The organism is Kitasatospora sp. NPDC058048 (assembly GCF_042885555.1).
GTDB lineage: Bacteria > Actinomycetota > Actinomycetes > Streptomycetales > Streptomycetaceae > Kitasatospora > Kitasatospora lactacystinica.
The window spans coordinates 71204-85939 of record NZ_JBHVRT010000027.1; the positions used below are offsets into that span (position 1 = coordinate 71204).

At 74.5% G+C, this 14736-nt stretch carries 16 protein-coding genes; 6 read left to right on the forward strand and 10 right to left on the reverse strand.

All coding sequences use genetic code 11. From position 1 onward, the window contains the following. Positions 1-4: 4 nt before the first annotated feature. Complete coding sequence (locus ACFVVA_RS26375) at positions 5-1306, reverse strand: MFS transporter (protein ID WP_387693228.1); 1302 nt, start codon at positions 1304-1306, stop codon at positions 5-7. Positions 1307-1398: 92 nt separating this feature from the next. Between ACFVVA_RS26375 and ACFVVA_RS26380 the strand changes: the two genes are divergently transcribed. The 3 genes from ACFVVA_RS26380 (at position 1399) to ACFVVA_RS26390 (ending at position 4256) form a co-directional block, all read left to right on the forward strand. Further along, on the forward strand, positions 1399-2367 hold the full coding sequence (locus ACFVVA_RS26380; RefSeq protein WP_387693231.1) for a LysR family transcriptional regulator: 969 nt from the start codon (positions 1399-1401) through the stop codon (positions 2365-2367). A 130-nt stretch (positions 2368-2497) separates the two neighbouring features. Then, complete coding sequence (locus tag ACFVVA_RS26385) at positions 2498-3655, forward strand: adenosine deaminase (protein WP_387693233.1); 1158 nt, start codon at positions 2498-2500, stop codon at positions 3653-3655. Between the two features lie 229 nt (positions 3656-3884). After that, positions 3885-4256, forward strand: coding sequence for an ATP-binding protein (locus tag ACFVVA_RS26390; protein ID WP_359911518.1), 372 nt, complete (start codon positions 3885-3887; stop codon positions 4254-4256). A gap of 60 nt (positions 4257-4316) precedes the next feature. Here the strand turns inward: ACFVVA_RS26390 and ACFVVA_RS26395 are convergent, their stop codons facing one another. After that, positions 4317-4502 carry a PspC domain-containing protein gene (locus ACFVVA_RS26395; protein WP_387693235.1) on the reverse strand — a complete coding sequence of 62 codons (186 nt, stop codon included), beginning with the start codon at positions 4500-4502 and terminating at the stop codon, positions 4317-4319. A 348-nt stretch (positions 4503-4850) separates the two neighbouring features. On the opposite strand from ACFVVA_RS26395, the gene ACFVVA_RS26400 reads away from it, so the two are divergent. Next, complete coding sequence (locus ACFVVA_RS26400; protein WP_387693237.1) at positions 4851-6242, forward strand: hypothetical protein; 1392 nt, start codon at positions 4851-4853, stop codon at positions 6240-6242. 80 nt (positions 6243-6322) lie between these two features. Here the strand turns inward: ACFVVA_RS26400 and ACFVVA_RS26405 are convergent, their stop codons facing one another. After that, positions 6323-6922 carry a hypothetical protein gene (locus tag ACFVVA_RS26405; protein WP_387693239.1) on the reverse strand — a complete coding sequence of 200 codons (600 nt, stop codon included), beginning with the start codon at positions 6920-6922 and terminating at the stop codon, positions 6323-6325. Between the two features lie 148 nt (positions 6923-7070). Here ACFVVA_RS26405 and ACFVVA_RS26410 point away from each other — a divergent pair, with 148 nt between their 5' ends. Continuing rightward, positions 7071-7751, forward strand: a complete 681-nt coding sequence (locus ACFVVA_RS26410; protein WP_387693241.1) for a PhzF family phenazine biosynthesis protein — start codon at positions 7071-7073, stop codon at positions 7749-7751. On the opposite strand, the gene ACFVVA_RS26415 is transcribed toward ACFVVA_RS26410, so the two are convergent. The 4 genes from ACFVVA_RS26415 to ACFVVA_RS26430 form a co-directional block, all read right to left on the reverse strand. Next, the gene (locus ACFVVA_RS26415; RefSeq protein WP_387693243.1) at positions 7721-8326 is read right to left on the reverse strand and encodes a VanZ family protein; all 606 of its coding nucleotides are present in this window, start codon (positions 8324-8326) and stop codon (positions 7721-7723) included. The two genes, ACFVVA_RS26410 and ACFVVA_RS26415, sit on opposite strands and share 31 nt — an antisense overlap. A gap of 117 nt (positions 8327-8443) precedes the next feature. Beyond that, positions 8444-8776: a hypothetical protein gene (locus ACFVVA_RS26420; RefSeq protein ID WP_387693245.1), complete on the reverse strand. Its 333-nt coding sequence runs from the start codon at positions 8774-8776 to the stop codon at positions 8444-8446. Then, positions 8773-10317 (reverse strand): ATP-binding protein, encoded by a 1545-nt coding sequence (locus ACFVVA_RS26425; RefSeq protein WP_387693247.1) that lies wholly within the window; start codon positions 10315-10317, stop codon positions 8773-8775. Before ACFVVA_RS26425 ends, ACFVVA_RS26420 begins: the two co-directional genes overlap by 4 nt. Positions 10318-10377: 60 nt before the next feature. Then, positions 10378-11055 (reverse strand): response regulator transcription factor, encoded by a 678-nt coding sequence (locus ACFVVA_RS26430; protein WP_030257458.1) that lies wholly within the window; start codon positions 11053-11055, stop codon positions 10378-10380. A gap of 380 nt (positions 11056-11435) precedes the next feature. Between ACFVVA_RS26430 and ACFVVA_RS26435 the strand changes: the two genes are divergently transcribed. Then, the gene (locus ACFVVA_RS26435; protein WP_387693310.1) at positions 11436-12308 is read left to right on the forward strand and encodes a SigE family RNA polymerase sigma factor; all 873 of its coding nucleotides are present in this window, start codon (positions 11436-11438) and stop codon (positions 12306-12308) included. Between the two features lie 206 nt (positions 12309-12514). Here the strand turns inward: ACFVVA_RS26435 and ACFVVA_RS26440 are convergent, their stop codons facing one another. The 3 genes from ACFVVA_RS26440 to ACFVVA_RS26450 form a co-directional block, all read right to left on the reverse strand. Continuing rightward, complete coding sequence (locus ACFVVA_RS26440) at positions 12515-13138, reverse strand: ATP-binding protein (protein WP_387693312.1); 624 nt, start codon at positions 13136-13138, stop codon at positions 12515-12517. 62 nt (positions 13139-13200) lie between these two features. Beyond that, the gene (locus tag ACFVVA_RS26445; RefSeq protein WP_387693249.1) at positions 13201-13608 is read right to left on the reverse strand and encodes a hypothetical protein; all 408 of its coding nucleotides are present in this window, start codon (positions 13606-13608) and stop codon (positions 13201-13203) included. Positions 13609-13829: 221 nt separating this feature from the next. Further along, positions 13830-14735, reverse strand: a complete 906-nt coding sequence (locus tag ACFVVA_RS26450) for an aldehyde dehydrogenase family protein (protein ID WP_387693251.1) — start codon at positions 14733-14735, stop codon at positions 13830-13832. Position 14736 lies beyond the last annotated feature (1 nt).

A 14736-nucleotide genomic window follows, 5' to 3' on the forward strand; every position in this document is an offset into this window, starting at 1 on the left:
AAGTCTACCTGGCGGAAAGTCTGCCCAGCTGCCCCGTTCGGCGGGCCGCGTGGGCCCGGTGGGTGGCGTAGAGGGTGACGGCTGCGGCGAGGGTCATGGCGGCGAGCCCGACGGCGGCGGCGCCGGGCCAGCCGGTGGCGTGGTAGGCGTCGGCGCCGAGGGTGCCGCCGAGGCTGTTGCCGAGGTAGTAGGCGATCAGGTAGAGGGCGGAGGCCTGGGCGCGGCCCTCGGTGGCGGTGCGGCCGACCGAGGAGGAGGCGGTGGCGTGGCCGGCGAAGAAGCCGGCGGTGATCAGGACCAGGCCGAGCAGGGCGCAGACCAGGGACTCGGCGAGGGAGAGCAGCAGGCCGGCCGCGGTCACGCCGATGGAGACGTAGAGGGCGCCGCGCCGGCCGAGGCGGCCGGAGAGCCGGCCGGCGGCGGCGGAGGTGCCGGTGCCGACCAGGTAGACCACGAAGATCGAGGCGGCGATCGACTCCGGCAGGTGGAACGGCGCGGAGATCAGCCGGTAGCCGACGGTGTTGTAGACCGCGCCGAACACGGCCATGAACAGCATCCCGAGCGCGTACAGCCGCACCAGCAGCGGGTTGCGCAGATGCCGTCCGACGGTCCGGGCGAGCGCGCGGGCGTCCACCGGGGCGGGGGTGAAGTGCCGGGCCGCGGGGAGCAGCAGCCGGAAGGCGAGCGTGGCGAGCAGGGCGAGGACGGCGGAGGCGGCGAGGCCCCAGCGCCAGCCGAGTCCGGCGGCGGTCCAGCCGGAGAGCAGCCGGCCGCCCATTCCGCCGATGCTGTTGCCGGCCACGTACAGGCCCATCGCGGAGGGCAGCGCGCTGGGGTGGACCTCCTCGGCGAGGTAGGCCATGGCGGTGGCGGGGAGCCCGGCGAGGGCGGCGCCCTGGAGGACCCGCAGGGTGACGAGGGCGGTGAGGTCCGGCGCGAAGGGCAGGGCGAGCGCGAGGGCGGAGGCGGCGAGGGTGGAGGCCGTCATCACCGCGGTGCGGCCGTACTTGTCGGAGAGCGCGCTGGCCGGGAGCAGCCCGAGGGCGAGGCCGAGGGTGGCGGCGGAGGCCGTCCAGCTGGCCTGGCCGGGGGTGAGGTCGAGATCGGCCGAGAGGATCGGCAGCAGGCCCTGGGTGGAGTAGAGCAGGACGAAGGTCGCGACCCCGGCGGCGAACAGGGCGAGGTTGGCGCGGCGGAAGCCGCGCTGGCCGGGGCGGTGGCGGTCGTCCGCGGTGGCGGCGGAGGAGGGGGCGGTGGCGGGGGCATCCGGGGTGGTCACGGATGCCCCGGTATCGGCGGGCTGCATGTCGTCGACCGTAGGCCTGGCGCCGTTGATGCGTCCAATGCATGAAGTGTGGATGATCGATGCACTGGCGTATGAGTCGAGGTGGTGGCGCGATGTCCGGTCCGGAGTCGGCGGACGGCGGCGAGCAGCGGTACCGGGGGGCCGAGTTGGGACCGCGGGAGCCGGCGGTGCTGCTGGCGCCCCGGCTGGCCCGGTTCGCGGCGGTGGCCCGGCTGGAGCACGTGACCCGGGCGGCCGCGCTGCTCGGGGTGCCGCAGCCGACGCTGTCGCGCTCGGTGGCCCGGCTGGAGGAGGAGCTGGGGGTGGACCTGCTGGCCCGTCAGGGCCGTACGGTGCAGCTGACCCGGGCGGGCCGGCTGCTGCTGGCCTCGGTGGAGCGGGCGCTGGCCGAGGTCGAGCGCGGTGCGGCGGCGGCCCGGGCGGAGGCGGACCCGGAGGCGGGCCTGGTGGCCTTCGGTTTCCTGCACACGATGGGGCCGGACGCGGTGCCGGCGCTGCTGCGCGGCTTCCGCGCGGCGCACCCGCGGGTGCGGTTCCAGCTGGTCCAGGACTACGGCGCGGCGATGCTGGAGCGGCTGCGGGCCGGGGAGCTGGACCTCTGTCTGGTCGCGCCGCTGCCGGAGGACCCGGCGTTCGCCGCCCGCCCGCTGGACGAGCAGCGGTTGCACCTGGTCGTCCCGGCGGACCACCGGCTGGCCGGGCGGCGGCGGATCCGGCTGGCGGAGGTGGCCGAGGAGCCGTTCGTCGGGCTGGAGCAGGGGTACGGGCTGCGCGCGATCACGGACGGCTTCTGCGCGCAGGCCGGGTTCGTCCCCCGGCTGGCGTTCGAGGGGGAGGAGGCGGAGACGCTGCGCGGGCTGGTGGCGGCCGGGCTGGGGGTGGCGCTGCTGCCGCCGGCCCTGGTGCCGCGGCCGGGGGTGGTGGAGCTGGAGGTGACGGCGCCGCGCACCCGCCGGGCGATCGGGCTGGCCTGGGCGGCGGGGCGGCCGCTGGCCCCGCCGGCGCGGACCTTCCGGGACTTCGTGCTGTCCCGGCGGGGGCGGCTGCTGCAGCACGACTGACGCCCGCTCGGCGGCGGTCCGGAGTTTTGGCGGATCGTATGGACCGGGCGGTGGAATTCCGCGTGGAGTTTGGACCATCCGGTGGTGTTCGCGGTGGTCGGTCTACGCGCGTAGGGGCTATATTTCCGCAATGGAACAGCAGATCCCCGTCACCACCGCGGGCACCGGCCCGCGCATCCCCACCGCCGACCAGATCCGCCGCGCGCCGAAGGTCCTCCTGCACGACCACCTGGACGGCGGGCTGCGCCCGGAGACCGTGGTCGAGCTGGCCGCCGCCTGCGGCTACCAGGGCCTGCCCACCACCGACGCCAAGGAGCTCGGCGAGTGGTTCCGCGAGGCCGCCGACTCCGGCTCGCTGGTCCGCTACCTGGAGACCTTCGCGCACACCTGCGCCGTGATGCAGACCCGTGAGGCGCTGATCAAGGTCGCCGCGGACTGCGCCGAGGACCTGGCCGCCGACGGCGTCGTGTACGCCGAGGTCCGCTACGCCCCCGAGCAGCACCTGGAGGCCGGGCTGAGCCTCGACGAGGTCGTCGAGGCCGTCCAGGAGGGCTTCCGCCTCGGCGAGGCCAACGCCCGCGCAGCCGGCCACCGGATCCGCATCGGCACCCTGATCACCGCGATGCGGCACGCCGCCCGCTCGCAGGAGATCGCCGAACTGGCCAACCGCCACCGGGACTCGGGCGTCGTCGGCTTCGACATCGCCGGTGCCGAGGCCGGCTACCCGCCCACCCGCCACCAGGCCGCCTTCGACTACCTCAAGGGCGAGAACAACCACTTCACCATCCACGCGGGCGAGGCCTTCGGCCTGCCGTCGATCTGGGAGGCCCTGCAGTGCTGCGGCGCCGACCGGCTCGGCCACGGCGTGCGGATCGTCGACGACATCACGGTCGGCGAGGACGGCACGGTCGAGCTCGGCCGGCTGGCCGCGTACGTGCGCGACAAGCGCATCCCGCTGGAGATGTGCCCGACCTCCAACATCCAGACCGGCGCCGCGGCCTCGTACGCCGAGCACCCGATCGGGCTGCTCAGCCGGCTGAAGTTCCGGGTCACCGTGAACACCGACAACCGGCTGATGAGCGGCACCAGCATGAGCCGGGAGTTCGGCCACGTGGTGGAGGCCTTCGGCTACACCCTGGGCGACCTGGAGTGGTTCACCGTGAACGCGATGAAGTCCGCGTTCCTGCCGTTCGACGAGCGGCTGGCGATGATCAGCGACGTGATCAAGCCGGGCTACGCCGAGCTGAAGTCGGAGTGGCTGTTCAGCGTGGGCGCCGGCGGCAACTGAGCCGCCGGGGCGGTGCGCCGGGCCCGCCGGGTCGGATGAACGCCGTGCTCCCGCATGAGAGTTGGCGTTCATCCGACTACTCACTCGGGTGAGTGAATGCCCTTTGGTTCCCGGGTGACCGGCTCACTACGGTGTGCCCGTCATTGCCGATACGGCTCGGCGGCGGTCGCCCGTCCGTCGGTCCCGTACGTGAAGTCGGCCACCGACGAGGACCCAAAGGGGACCCACCATGAAGCAGGCTCTCAAGGCCGCGGGCACCGCGGCGCTCGGCATCGCCATCGCGGCGGTCGGCGCCGGTACCGCCTCCGCGGCCGACGGCCAGGCGGCCGGCGGCCTCGGGCTGCCCACCGGCGCGCTGACGAACCCGGCGGTGACCGGTGCGGTCACCGACACCGCCGCCAAGCTGCCCGCCACCGGCAAGGTGACCGAGACGCTGGGCACCCTCGCCCCGAGCGTGGGCAAGGCCGTCCCGGCCGGGGAGACCCCGCTGGCCGGCGTCACCCAGCAGCGTGCCGCCCTCCCGACCGTCCCGGGCCTGGACAAGACCCCGATCGGCGCGCTGACCAGCACCCTGCCGGCCCTCCCCGGCCTGACCGGCTGAAGTCCGGGGCGCGCCCGACCGGCACGCCCCGGCCCACGGCACGGCGACGGGCCGCCGGGCTCACGGCTCCTGGGGGAGCAGCAGCCAGAGGGCCAGGTAGAGGAGGAACTGGGGGCCGGGCAGCAGGCAGGAGAGCAGGAAGATCAGCCGGACGGTCCACGGGGTCAGGCCGAAGCGTTCGGCGATCCCGGCGCAGACGCCGGCGATGACGCGGTTGTGGCGGGGGCGGGCGAGGCGCGCGGTCATGGTCGTCTCCGTGTGGTGGCGGCCCGGTCCGGCCGGTCCGGCGGGCTGCTTCCATACTCCGTCGCCGGCGGCCCCCGGTCCTCCGTCCGGCAGGTGATTCTCCGCCCCGAAGGGTCACCGGGTAGGTGTAGCCGGACGTCGGGGTCGGCCTCAGGGTGACCCCGAGGGCCGAGGGCCGGAACGTGCGCCCGGGCCCGTCCGAAGGGGCCGGGCCGGCTCGGTAGGATGCTGCCGATCGCAGTCGGCCGGGGGGCGGACGAGAAGCCCGACTTCGTTGTGGAACGACCTCTCGCGCAAGCGATTTCACGTCCTGATGGGTTCTGTCCCGCATTCTCTCGTGAGGTTGAATTGCGCATTCGGCATCGCAGATTCCTGACCGCGACCGCCGCCGTCACGCTGGCCTCCGGCCTGGCCGCCGTCGAGGGTCCGGCCGTCCTCGCCGCGCCGCAGGCCGTCGCGGTGGTCCCGGGCACCCGGACCCGTCCCTCGCCGGTCACGATCACTTTCGGGGGCCTTCCCGGCACCGTCACGGCGGGTGGCGCGGCGGTGGAGTTCACCGCGACGCTCCGGAACACCGCGGACCACCGGCTGGACGTCCCGTCCTCGTTCTTCGGCCTCGCGGACACCGGTGCCGGTGCCGGTGCCGGGCAGGGCCACTTCAGGCTGGAGTACCGGTCGCCCGGCGCCGCCCAGTGGCAGGATGCCGGGGTGAACGCCGCGGGCACCGGCGCCCGCTGGGCGCTCGACCAGCCCGCCGTGCTGTCGCTGGCGGCCGGCGCCGAGGCCGTCTACCGGCTGCGGCTCACCGTCACCGCCGACGCCCCTGCCGGGCGGGTGACGCCGGGCTTCGACGCCGTGGTCTCGGACCCGGCCCTGCCGCCGGAGCAGCGCACCACCGGTGCGGAGAGCGGCCACCCGGACCTGGTCGTCGCCCCGGCGGCGGCGCCGACCCCCGTGCCGACCACGGCGCCGGCCACCCCGGCGGCCACCGTGGAGGTCGGGTTCGAGGGCGTGCCCACCTCGTTCACGGTGGGCGGGGAGGCGAAGCCGTTCACGCTGGTCCTTACCAACCGGAGCGGCCGGGACCTGCGGGTCGTGCCCGCGGCCGTGTTCCAGGGGGCGGCCGAACTCCCTTCGAGCACCGTCAAGTTCGAGTTCCGTGCCGCCGACGGGCAGTGGCGGGAGGCCACCTCGGCCGACAGCCCGGGGCACCCGGCCTGGCTGTGCCTCGGGCTGCGGACCGGGGACCGGAACGCCGACGTCATCGCGCTGGCGAAGGGCGGGAGCCGCACCGTCGAGGTCCGGCTGGCCTTCACCAGGGACGCGCCGATCCTGTTCGAGTCCCTGGTCGCCGTCGCGGACACCCTGCCGGAGCCGGGCGAGAGCGCGGCCGAGGCGGTCGGCGCCGCGGCCGACTTCATCACCGTGTCCGCGACGGGTCCCACCGCCAGGGCCGCTCCGGCGTTCCAGGACCCCGACCCGGGCCCGGAGGCGGCGGAGCCGTCCGCGGCCCCGGTCGTCCCGGCGGCGGCCCCTCCGATGGCGCCGAGCCCGGCGGCGGGCGGCCCGCGGGCGGTGGCCGCCCCGGCCGCCGACACCCGGCTGGCCTCCACCGGTGGCGGCACGGCCGCGGAGCCGATGGCGATCACCGGGGTGACCGCGATCGCCATGGGCGTCGGCACCCTGGTGGTGGCGCGGCGCCGCAACCGGGTGCGGGGCGGTGCCGGGAACCGGCCCTGACGTGCCTGAAGGCCCGTCCGCCCCCGCTGTCGCGCGGGGACGGACGGGCCTTCAGGTGTGCGTACGAGCCGGTGGTGCGGTCAGCCGACCGGGTTCTGCGGCGGCTGCGGCTGCGCGTACGGGTTGTCCGCCACCGGCTGCGGGGGGACGCCCGGCTGGTACGGCGCGCCGCCCTGCGGCGGTGCGGGCGGAGCGGCCTGCGGCGCGACCGGGGGAACCGGGGCGCCGGCCTGCGGCGGGACGGGCGCGCCCGGCTGCTGGGCGTACGGGGCCTGCGGGGCGTTCGGGTTGAACGGGGCCTGCGGGGCGTTGGGGTTGAACGGCGCGTTCGGGTTGAAGGCCCCCTGCGGCGCGTTGGGGTTGAACGCGGCGGCCGCCTGGGCGGCCTGCTGCTGCTTGGCGTTGCCGCGTTCGACGAGCGACTTCACCGAGGCGACGATCATGCCGACCGGCAGGATGAACACCTTGAAGAAGATGTAGTACGTGCCGCCCTCGAAGACGAACGCCAGGTAATAGGCGTACCCGAGGAAGCCGAGGCCGAGGACGACGTTGAGGACGCGCAGGCCGGCCTTCAGCCCGCCGGCGGCGGCCCCGAGGGCCACCATGATGACGCCGCTGAGCGCCAGCAGTACGACGTACCAGGAGAAGAGCGGTTCGGCGCTGAAGTCCAGATTGTTCAAAGCGGTTTCCTGGGGAAGGGAAGAAGAAAAACGGCAGGCGCCGTTCGGGGACGAGAGCGCACAGTACTAAAGGCGGCCGACATTCGTCGCCGCCTTTGTGTCACGGTGTCATTGCGCTGTGCCGCAGCGGCAGTCGACGAGGTGGGAAATGACGGATTTTGAGGTGCTGCGGGTCTTTTGCGGGCCGGACGGCGGGCACGGCAACGCGCTCGGCGTGGTGCGCGACGGCGCCGCCGTTCCGGGGCGTGCGGACCGGCAGCGGATCGCCCGCGAACTGGGCTTCAGCGAGACGGTGTTCGTCGACGACCCGGAGCGCGGGGAGATCGACATCTACACCCCGTCGGTGCGCCTGCCGTTCGCCGGCCACCCGTGCGTGGGCGCGGCCTGGCTGCTCGGGGTGGACCGGCTGGTCACGGCCGCCGGCGAGGTGGCGGTGCGGCGCGCGGACGGGCTGACCCGGATCGCGGCCCGGCCGGAGTGGGCCCCGGGGCGCACGCTGCGGCAGTACGGTTCGGCGGCCGAGGTGGAGGCGCTGGAGGTGCCGCCGCCGGGGGAGTGGGTCTACGCCTGGGCCTGGCAGGACGAGGCGGCCGGCACCGTACGGGCCCGGGCCTTCCCCGGGCGGGGCGACGGGATCGACGAGGACGAGGCGACGGGAGCGGCCGCCCTGCTGCTGGCCGCGAGCCTGGGGCGGGCGCTGACCGTCACCCAGGGCCGGGGCTCGCAGCTGCTGGCCGGACCGTGCCCGGGCGGGCTGGTGGAGGTCGGCGGCCGGGTGGTCCGGGCCCCGGGGCCGGCTCAGCGGGCGGGCGGCGTCGGTTCGGCGTAGGCGCGCCGGCGGGGTGTGGGGGCGACGGCCGTGACCGGGGTGACGGCCACCGGCGGCACGGAGAGCACCGTCATCCGGGGCGCCCGCGGCCGCCGGTCCCGCAGCAGGTGCCGCAGACCGGGGACGAGCGCGAGGTGGGCGACGGCCACGCCGGCCACGGCGAGCAGGATGTGGTCCACGTTGAGGACGTGCCCGGGTGCCCAGGACGAGAGGAACTCCAGCGCGGTCGCCAGCAGCGCGGAGACGCCGGTGGTGCGCAGGAAGGAGGGCAGCCAGGGGGCCCGGAGCCGGCCGCCGGCCAGCGGCAGCAGGACCCCGAGCGGGGCCAGCAGCAGGAGTTCGCCGACCACCTGCCAGCCGCTGGAGGAGCGGAGCGAGGCGAGCGGCGTCAGGTTGGCGTCGTACACCCAGGCCACCGGCAGTGGTCTCAGCACCAGCCAGAGCGCCAGTGCAAGGTGGCCGGCGAGACCCGCCAGCCCGGCCAACCGGAGGGGACGGTGGACGGCCGCCGCCGGGCTGCTCTCCGTCCCCGCGCCGGAACGCTCGTCGCGTGTCCTGGTGCCATCTCGCTGCACGGGGGGAAGGACGTGGGTCGACGGCACGTCGGTTCCACACCCGGCGTGAACATTCCCAAACGCGCCCCCCGAGTCCCGTCCGCTCCCTCCTCCCCGGCGGGAATTGGCAGACACGCCCTAACGGCAGGGCGAGGTCGTCGGCACCGCGCCGAACACGTTGTCCGGCGGCGGGCTGCCCGGCGTCACCGGGGTGGGCGACGGGCTCGGACTCACGGCCGCCTTGGTGCCACGGGTCGGGGTCACGGTCGGGGCCGGTCCCGGCGGGGTGGCCAGGGCCGCCGGTATGTGCGGCGTGGTCGGGCAGGCCGTCCGGCTGGCGGGCGCGCCGGCGTCGACCGGCACGGCGGTCGGCCGGATGCCGCAGCCGGAGGCCAGCGCGAGCAGCAGCAGCACGCCGGCGCCGCGGCGCAGGGCGGTGCGGGGGACGGCGGTGTCGGTGGGGGCGGTCACGTGGTGTCCTTGTCCTCGGCGGCGTCGCCGGCGGGGCCGTCCTCGGTCCCGCCCGCTGACGGCGGAGGCGGCGGGGCCAGCGGCAGGGTCAGGGTGAACACCGCGCCGACCTCCCCGTTCGCCGCCGTGATCGTTCCCCCGTGTATCTGCGCGTTGGCCATCGCGATCGACAGCCCGAGGCCGCTGCCCTCCGAGCGCGCCCGCCCGCGGTCCGCCTTGTAGAAGCGGTCGAAGACGTGCGGCAGCACGTCCTCCGGGATGCCCGGACCGCTGTCGGAGACCTCGACCACGACCGACTCCCCGTCCTGCCGGACCCCGACCCGCACCGGCGAGCCGCCGTGCTTCAGCGCGTTGCCGATGAGATTGGCGAAGACCACGTCGAGCCGGCGCGGGTCGACCACGGCCAGGATGCCGCGCGGGGCGTCCAGTTCGACCGCGTCGTACCAGGCCCGCCCGTCGATGCAGGACATGATCAGGTCGGCGATGTCCACCTCGTCGGCGACCAGCCTGGCGGTACCGGCGTCGAAGCGGGTCACCTCCATGAGGTTCTCCACCAGGTCGGACAGCCGCCGGGTCTCGCTGACCACGAGCCGGACGGCCGGCTCGATCATCGGGTCCAGCGACTCGGCCTCGTCCTCCAGGATGTCGGTCACGGCGGTCATCGCGGTCAGCGGGGTGCGCAGCTCGTGCGACATGTCGGCGACGAACCGCCGGCTCTGCGCCTCGCGCGCGCTCAGCTCCTCGACCTGCTCGTGCAGCGACTCCGCGGCCCGGTTGAAGGTCCGTGCCAGGTCGGCGAGTTCGTCCGAGCCCTCGACTTCCAGCCGGGTGTCCAGGTGCCCCTCGCCGAGCCTGCGGGCGGCGTCCCCGAGCCGCTTGACCGGCCGCAGCACGGTCGCCGAGGCGGCCTGGGCGAGCAGCGCCGAGCCGATCAGCGCGAGCAGCGTGGCGATGGCCAGCGACCAGCCCAGCGTGTTGAGGTCGGCCCGCTCGTTCTCCAGCGACTTGAACATGTACGCCGTCGGGCCGTTCGGCACCACCTTGGTGCCGCCGATCACGAACGGCCGGCCCTCCAGGTTTTGCCGCTGCCAGTACAGGTGGTACGGGTACGGGTTGTTCTCGGTGATCTCGCGCGGCTTGGCGACGGTGGACTGCAGCGCCGCCGGGACGTCCGCGAGCGTGAAGTTCGCGGGGTCGGAGGAGGCCGTGCACTCCGGGTGCGCCGCGTCGACCACCACCACGTCGTACGTCAGCCCGGAGCTGGCCACGTTGGACGCCAGCGCGGCCAGTTCCGGGCAGCTCGCGTTCAGCGGCAGCTCGGAGACGTTGCGGGTGAGCGAGACCCGGAAGTCGTTCAGCGCGGTGTCCTGGGCGCGCTTGAGCACCGCGTCGCGGTTCAGCCAGTACGCGATACCGGAGGCCGAGACGGCGGCGAGCAGCGCGACGGCCGCGAACACCGCGATCAGCCGCACCCGCAGGGAGCGCAGCCGACGCCACCGGCCCGTCGGGAACCGCCGGGCAGTCGTCTGATGGTCAGTCACAAGAGCCTGTCGTGGTACGGGAGTTCAGGGGCGGGTGGGGCTGGTCGGAGGTGTTCGGGGTCAGGCCGGCGGGTCCAGCCGGTAACCCACCCCGCGGACGGTGCGGATCAGCGTCGGCGCGGACGGCACGTCCTCGACCTTGGCCCGCAGCCGCTGCACGCACGCGTCCACCAGGCGGGAGTCGCCGAGGTAGTCGTGCTCCCAGACCAGCCGCAGCAGCTGCTGGCGGGAGAGCGCCTGGCCGGGGCGGCGGCTGAGCTCCAGCAGCAGCCGCAGCTCGGTCGGGGTGAGCTGGAGGTCCTGTCCGTCCTTGGTGACGGTCATCGCCGCGCGGTCGATCACCACGCTGCCGTAGGCGGAGGAGTCCGAGCTCTCCCGTTCGCCGCGCCGCAGCACCGCCCGGATCCGGGCGTCCAGCACGCGTGGCTGCACCGGCTTCACGACGTAGTCGTCCGCGCCGGACTCCAGGCCCACCACCACGTCGATGTCGTCCGAGCGCGCGGTGAGCAGGATGATCGGCAGCTGGTCGGTGCGGCGGATCCGGCGGCACACCTCGAAGCCGTCGATCCCGGGCAGCATCACGTCCAGAACGATCAGGTCGGGCCGCTGCTCCTTGAAGAGCCTCAGGCCGTCCTCGCCGGAGGCGGCGGTGGCCACGCGGTGGCCCTGGCGGGTGAGAGCGAGTTCGAGGCCGGTCCGGATGGCGTCGTCGTCCTCGATCAGAAGGAGGAAAGGCACGGCCCCATTTTGGCCCACCGGCCGCGCCGAATCACCCCCCGGACCACCCACCGTCCCTCCGGGAACCGGAACGGACGCCACCGGCGTCCGGTACGGAGGGAGGCGGTCCGGGATGTTCGGCCCCCTCCTGTGACACCCCTGTGACAGTCGGCGGACAGCGCCATCACAACCGGCGGGCAGGATTTTCCATGTCGCCGCAGGACAGCGGGCCGCAAGGCCGGCTGAAGGGCGGCTACCGGAACCGCTCGTACCGACCCAGGGGGCGCACGATGAACGCCATGCTTCAGACCCGGACCAACCCGGCTGTCCGCACCGCGCGTTCGTCAGCCACGTCCCACCGGACCCGGTACGAGGTCAGGACCGACGAGAACTCCGGTGCCGTGACCGTGCGGGGGTGCGCGCACAGCACCGGTGGAAACCCTGGCGCCCGTCGGGTGAGCGGCGGCGGCAGGGCGGGGGAGCTGTACGGGATCGGCCGTCTGGGGAGTTCGGCCGACTCCGCCAACACCCTCACGCTGCGGGGGATCCTCCCCGTCCGCGTCGAGGGCAAGGACGTCCCGGGGGGTAACCGGGGGACCGGGGGGAACGGTCTGCGGACGGTCGGTTCGGGGGAGCCGACCGGTCGTGAGGCCGCCGGTGCGACGCTGCTGCGGCTGAACCCCGCCGCGGCCCGCACCACCGAGGCGGGACAGGGAGGCGCGCAGGGGGAGCACCCGGCCGTCGCGGAGGACCACATCACGGAGTTCACCGCGTACGTGCGCGAGCGCCGCGCCTCCCTGTACGCCACGGCCTACCACCTGACCGGTGACCGCTACGAGGCCGAGGACCTGCTGCAGAGCGCGCTCTTCAGCACCTACCGGGCCTGGGGCCGGATCACCGACAAGGCCGCGGTCGGCGGGTACCTCCGCCGCACCATGACCAACCTGCACATCTCCGCCTGGCGGCGCCGCAAGGTCAACGAGTACCCGACCGAGGAGCTGCCGGAGACGGCCGGCGACACCGACGCGATGGGCGGCACCGAGCTGCGCACCGTGCTCTGGCAGGCGCTGGCGAAGCTGCCGGAGAACCAGCGCACCATGCTGGTGCTGCGGTACTACGAGGGCAAGACCGACCCGGAGATCGCCGACGTGCTGGGGATCAGCGTCGGCACGGTCAAGAGCAGCATCTGGCGCGCCCTGCGCCGGCTGCGCGAGGACGAGCACCTGAACAAGTCGGGCGACACCGTCCGGGCGTTCGGCGAGCTGGTCGCGTAACGAGGACTCCCGTCGGGGGACGGGAAGCGGACGGTCACGGTCCGGGGGCAGCGGCTCGGGGGAGCACGCCCGTGGGGGAGCCGAGGACCGTTCGGGGAAGGCGAAGGGCCCGGTGCGGGGGAGACGCACCGGGCCCTTCGTCATGTCCTGGGTGTCCCGGCCCCGCGGCGCGGGCCGGTCCGGGGCGCGGGATCCGGCCCCGGGGTTCAGGCCGCGGAGAGCTCGGTGCTCCGGGCCGCGGCGCGGATCCGCCGCTCGGCCTCCGGGCCGGCGCACGCGTACGAGCCGAGCGCGACCTGCCGCCCGACGATGGACCGTTCGGCCCGCATCAGCCGCAGGCCGCGGCGCAGCAGCACCGGCAGCGACTTGCGGCCCTCCCGGACGTCCCGGCGCAGCCGGCGCCAGGCCGTGGTGAGCGCGCCGTTGCGCAGGCACAGGGCGTCGCCCAGCAGGCCCTGGTCGGCGCACTCGGCGGTGATCTCGGCGGCGAATATGCCCTCCGCGATGAACGCGCCCGCCCCGCCCAGATCCAGGCCGCGGGTGCCGATCCGGCCGTTGTCCGGGATCGAGTACACGGGGACGTCCGTGCGCCCGTGCTCGTGCAGGGCGCGGATCGCGGCGACGGCCCGGTCGCGGTGCCAGGCCAGCGGGGAGTCCCAGTCGACGGCGCCGTCCGGCAGCCGCGGCAGGGTCGGGTCGTCCCCGTCCTTGTAGAAGTCGTCGAGCTGGAGCACCGGCAGGCCGCTGCGCTCGGCCAGCGAGGACTTCCCCGACCCGGAGGGCCCGGAGAGCAGGATCACCCGGGCATGCCCGGTCGGTGCGGGGTTCATGGGGGAGTCACTCACGGGACACCAGTCTGACGCATCCCGGCCGGTTGCCGAAACCGGTCGGCTCAGACCTTCTGACGCGGCTTCGGGCCGGCCAGGGCGGACCGGACCATCGGCAGGCAGCGGCTGTCCACCTGGAGGTACACCGGCTCCCCGCCGCCGGGCGGCCGGTACGCGGTGGCGGCCCAGTCCTGGTCGTGCCAGGTGTCGGGCTCGGGTTCGTGGAAGGTGCCCCCGACGGGCAGTTCGAGCGGGTCGGCGCCGCGCGCGCGGAAGCACGCGGTGGCGGCTCCGGGGGTGATCCCCAGTGTCCCGTTGACGTAGCCGGGCCGTCGGCCGGGCCGGTCGGAGCGGGCCGAGCAGGGCAGCCGCACCGCCTTCCCGGCGGCCAGCCGGCGGCGGGCCCGGGCCACCCGCCACCGGCGCAGCACGCCGTCCGTGACGAGTGCCATCAGCTCGCCCAGTTCTTCCATCGCGCCCCCTCGGCCGGTTCCGTCCCGACGATCATGGCCCGGGCGCGTACGGACCGGGAGCCCCGAAAGTCGGCCCGGGCGGCGACGAAAGTCGCGGGAACGCCGACGGACCCGCGCCAGGGGGGGAGAGGCGCGGGTCCGTCCAATGACCGTCCGGGCCCTGGGGGGGTGAGGGCACTGGGGACGGCCAGCTTGTGGAGTTGTTACTCGGAGCGGGGAGGTCAGATCCCCATCGGGTGCCAGACCGTCTTCGTCTCCAGGAACGAGAGTAGCCGGTCCGTACCGGGCGCATTGGTCCAGTCCTGGGCGAACGGGTCCAGCACCGGACGGACTACCCTCTTCAGGGTATCCGCGGCGGCCGCTTCCAGCGGCTGCGGCGCGCCGGGACCGTCGACGGCGATGGCTCCGGTGAGGTCCAGCGCGTTGACGTCCTGGTGCGAGGCCAGGGTGGGGGCGATGTCCGCCGTCCGGCCCGAGACGATGTTGACCACGCCGCCCGGGACGTCCGAGGTGGCCAGCACCTCGCCCAGCGACAGCGCGGGCAGCGGGGCGTCCGCGGCGGCCGCGACCACGACCGTGTTGCCGGTGGCGATCGCCGGGGCGATCACCGAGACCAGGCCGAGCAGCGAGTGCCCGTACCCGGCCTGCGGGGCGACGATCCCGACCACGCCGGTCGGCTCCGGGGTGGAGATGTTGAAGAACGGCCCGGCGACCGGGTTGGCGCCGCCCGCGATCTGGGCGACCTTGTCGGTCCAGCCCGCGTACCAGACCCAGCGGTCGATCGCGGCGTCCACCAGCGCGGCGGCCTTCTTCGGGCCGATGCCCTCGGAGACGGCCACCTCGGCGGCGAACTGCTCGCGCCGGCCCTGGAGCATCTCGGCCACCCGGTACAGCACCTGGCCGCGGTTGTACGCGGTGGTGCCGGACCAGCCCTTGACCGCCTTGCGGGCGGCCACGACGGCGTCGCGGGCGTCCTTGCGGGTGCCCAGCGGGACGTTGGCGAGCCACTCGCCCTTTGCGTCGGTCACCTCGTACACCCGCCCGCTCTCGGAGCGCGGGAACTTCCCGCCGACGTACAGCTTGTAGGTCTTGAGGACGTCAAGACGCTGGAAGGTCGTGTCAGACATC

Coding starts and splice junctions, on each gene's coding strand:
- ACFVVA_RS26375 (WP_387693228.1), bottom strand. CDS start 1,306: ATGCAGCCCGCCGATACCGGGGCATCCGTGACCACCCCGGATGCCCCC.
- ACFVVA_RS26380 (WP_387693231.1), top strand. CDS start 1,399: ATGTCCGGTCCGGAGTCGGCGGACGGCGGCGAGCAGCGGTACCGGGGG.
- ACFVVA_RS26385 (WP_387693233.1), top strand. CDS start 2,498: ATGGAACAGCAGATCCCCGTCACCACCGCGGGCACCGGCCCGCGCATC.
- ACFVVA_RS26390 (WP_359911518.1), top strand. CDS start 3,885: ATGAAGCAGGCTCTCAAGGCCGCGGGCACCGCGGCGCTCGGCATCGCC.
- ACFVVA_RS26395 (WP_387693235.1), bottom strand. CDS start 4,502: ATGACCGCGCGCCTCGCCCGCCCCCGCCACAACCGCGTCATCGCCGGC.
- ACFVVA_RS26410 (WP_387693241.1), top strand. CDS start 7,071: ATGACGGATTTTGAGGTGCTGCGGGTCTTTTGCGGGCCGGACGGCGGG.
- ACFVVA_RS26440 (WP_387693312.1), bottom strand. CDS start 13,138: ATGAACCCCGCACCGACCGGGCATGCCCGGGTGATCCTGCTCTCCGGG.
- ACFVVA_RS26445 (WP_387693249.1), bottom strand. CDS start 13,608: ATGGAAGAACTGGGCGAGCTGATGGCACTCGTCACGGACGGCGTGCTG.
- ACFVVA_RS26450 (WP_387693251.1), bottom strand. CDS start 14,735: ATGTCTGACACGACCTTCCAGCGTCTTGACGTCCTCAAGACCTACAAG.